The organism is Bacteroidota bacterium, from assembly GCA_030706565.1.
In the GTDB taxonomy this organism is placed as follows: Bacteria; Bacteroidota; Bacteroidia; order Bacteroidales; family JAUZOH01; genus JAUZOH01.
Window position 1 is genome coordinate 1 of sequence record JAUZOH010000406.1, and the last position, 3,311, is coordinate 3,311.

3 protein-coding genes are annotated in these 3,311 nt (G+C 41.0%); all 3 read right to left on the bottom strand.

Features of this window, described 5'->3' with window-relative positions:
• Positions 1–636: rhamnulose-1-phosphate aldolase (gene rhaD, locus Q8907_14795; GenBank protein ID MDP4275539.1), on the bottom strand; the 636-nt coding region annotated here is incomplete at its 3' end.
• Positions 637–748: 112 nt separating this feature from the next.
• Complete coding sequence (locus Q8907_14800) at positions 749–1,489, bottom strand: GntR family transcriptional regulator (protein ID MDP4275540.1); 741 nt, start codon at positions 1,487–1,489, stop codon at positions 749–751.
• Between the two features lie 180 nt (positions 1,490–1,669).
• Positions 1,670–2,935 (bottom strand): NADP-dependent isocitrate dehydrogenase, encoded by a 1,266-nt coding sequence (gene icd / locus Q8907_14805; protein ID MDP4275541.1) that lies wholly within the window; start codon positions 2,933–2,935, stop codon positions 1,670–1,672.
• Positions 2,936–3,311 lie beyond the last annotated feature (376 nt).

Sequence of the window (3,311 nt, forward strand, 5' to 3'; positions counted from 1 at the left end):
AACATCATGCTTGTCAAGTTTTTCAAGCGTAGCTTTGGCAATTTCCTCAGTACCCGGTGTGTGATAAGGAACAACCCCTACCCCTTTGGGAACCACGATATAGGTTTCAGGATGCATGCCCCAGAGAATCTTGTTCAGGGTGTCTTCCTGCTTGTAGATTGGCGACTGGCTCAAGGCAACCAGCTCATTGGGATGAGTATGAATAATTACTTTGTAAGGAGATTTGCGTTGAGCCATCAGTTGATGAATGGCCAGATGGCTGGGAAGTTCGGATGTAGGCCTGAAACTGGCAGTATTCTTCTCGTTCTGGGAGATGATATGATATTGGTTTCCCCGTTCTGAAATCCGGATCAAGGCAGCATTTTTCAGGGGATTTTTTGCCAAATCACGCATCCTTTTGCCTGTTCCGGTTACAAAGAAATAACTTCCGGCCAGTTCAGGATAGGTCTCTGACAAGGGAAATAAAGGATAATTCTCCAAATCATCCAGATCTTTAGGAATCAAATGATTGATGTTTACCGAGATATTGCCGGCATTACGTTCTGCCCAGCCTTTCTGCCAAAGGTATTCCGCTAATTCCGCAACTTCGAATATCAGCTTCTTCACCTCAGGGTTTTTTAAAATTGCATTTTTCATCTTAACTATTTTAAATTAAATTTAACATAAAGTTATTATTTCTTTTCAATTATCCATCCATCATGTAAAATTGAGACATTCTTTCAAGTAAGTGTTTTTTGTAACTTATTATTTAGAATGTTCCAAATAAGGCATGTTCCTTGGTATTGCAATAAAGGATGGAATAAATATAAAAATTAAGCCGGTTGGTATATAACTTGCGTTCCAGGTAAAGAACAGGATCTCCTTTTTTGACCTGCAAAAGATCCCCGGTCTTTTCATCGGCCGACAAAGCCCTTAATTTTTGCTCCCCTCCTTTTATTTCAATCTGATAATCCTGGCGCAAAATATTAAAAAGCGAGTTGTTTTCAAATATTTTATCTGCAAACCCGGGCAAATTAATATTGGGAAGCAGGTTTATGTCATAAAACAAAGGTACGTCATTGACTACCCGCAGGCGCTCCAAATACAGGCATTTGGCCTCCAGCTCGCCGGAAGATAAAGGAAAAGGAAAATCTTTGTCCCATTCTTTCATAAAAGGAGGAACCAGTATTTTGGTCTTCACATTGGCCTGGCCCAACGCGTAAGTAACGCCAGCCAAGGAAAGTATACCGATACCATTAGGCATGGCCTGCACAATGCTGCCTTTACCTTTTTGCTTGATGATACAGCCGTCATATAGAAGGGTATCCAGGGCATGCCTGACTGTAGGCCTTGTCAATCCATAAGCTGCGCATAATTCATTTTCCGAAGGCAATAGATCTCCCTCCTTATAAACCCCGTCAACAATATCCTTCCTGAGATTTTCATAAAGTATTCTGTACTGGGGAATATTACTTTCATGCTTTCGCACCTTATGGATACCCTTTCTCATTAAAATTATATTATTCAGATAATTACCTTATTTACCGGTATCTGCTGCAATCCTATAAACAACGAGCTGTTTTAAATTTATGCCAAATAAAAAGTAAAAACTCAATTCGATTTAATTCTTAAAGTTATAAAAAAATACCCACTTGTCCACTGGTACTTTTTCATCATCTTTGGAACAAATTTACATATTACTTACAATTTCCTGGCCGAATTCAGAACATTTAAGTTTTGTAGCCCCTTCCATCAACCTTTCAAAATCGTAAGTTACCCTCTTTTTAAGGATAGACTTCTCCAGTCCCGAAACGATCAGTTCTGCTGCTTCCTTCCATTTCAGGTATTCAAGCATCATCACGCCCGAAAGGATCAACGAGCCGGGGTTTACCTTGTCGAGTCCTGCATATTTAGGGGCGGTGCCATGGGTGGCTTCAAAAATAGCATGACCGGTTTCATAATTAATATTGGCGCCAGGGGCAATACCAATTCCGCCGACAATTGCAGCCAGGGCATCGGAAATATAATCTCCGTTTAAGTTCAGGGTGGCAATAACTGAATATTCGGCTGGCCGGGTCAGGATCTGCTGCAGAAAGGCATCAGCAATCACATCTTTGACGATTATCTTTCCGGAGTCAACGGCCTGCTTCATCTCTTTGTCGGCTGCTTCTATTCCTTTTTCTTTAGCAATCCTGTCGTGCTGCATCCAGGTAAATACCTTGCCGCCAAATTCCCTTTCGGCCAACTCATAACCCCACAATTTGAATTGACCTTCCGTAAATTTCATAATATTCCCTTTATGCACAAAGGTGACAGAAGGTTTCTTGTTTTCAATGGCATATAAAATGGCAGCCCGGATCAGGCGCTCACTGCCTTCTTTAGATACAGGCTTTATCCCGATTGAAGAAGATTCAGGGAACCTGATTTTCTTCACGCCCATTTCATGTCGCAGGAAGGAAATCACCTTTTCCACTTCCGGAGTTCCCTGCATCCATTCAATACCTGCATAAATATCTTCGGTATTCTCTCTGAAAATAACCATATTGGTAGTTGTCGGATCTTTAACCGGTGAAGGAACGCCCTGGTAATAGCGGACGGGGCGAAGGCAGACATATAAATCAAGCTCCTGCCTCAGGGCAACGTTGAGCGAACGTATTCCTCCGCCAACGGGAGTAGTCAGAGGGCCTTTAATAGCCACCATATATTCGCGGATAACGTCCAGAGTTTCTTTAGGCAACCACTCTCCGCTTTGTTTGAAAGCTTTTTCACCGGCAAATACTTCCTTCCAGCATATTTTCCGTTTACCTTGATAGGCCTTCTCCACGGCGGCATCAATAACCAACCTGGTGGCAGCCCAGATATCAGGACCGGTCCCATCACCTTCAATAAAGGGAATAACAGGAAAATCAGGAACATTCAAGGTTCCTTCTTGCATGCTTATTTTAGAGGTTTCCATTAGTTCTTAATCAATTTTAGATGTGAAAAAATCAATTTAAATGCGTCACACAAAATTCCTAGACTTCTTTAAAATATTCAGCCCGGAAATTCTTATGATTGCAGAAAATACTGCGCAATAATGATTGCAAGTATATTTTGACACAAAAGTAAAGAAAATAAATCGAAAATAACAGTTAGAAATAGAATTGAAAGTGAAGGCCGTGCTTTTAAACATGTTAATCCTATAATCCGTCTAATCGGACAAGGCAGAAATTATTGTTTAAAGTGGTTGGAGATGGTTTGAAATGGTTGGAGATGGTTGGAGATGGTTTGAAATGGTTGGAGATGGTTAGAGATGGTTTGAAATGGTTTGAAATGGTTCAAGGGGTTCAAGG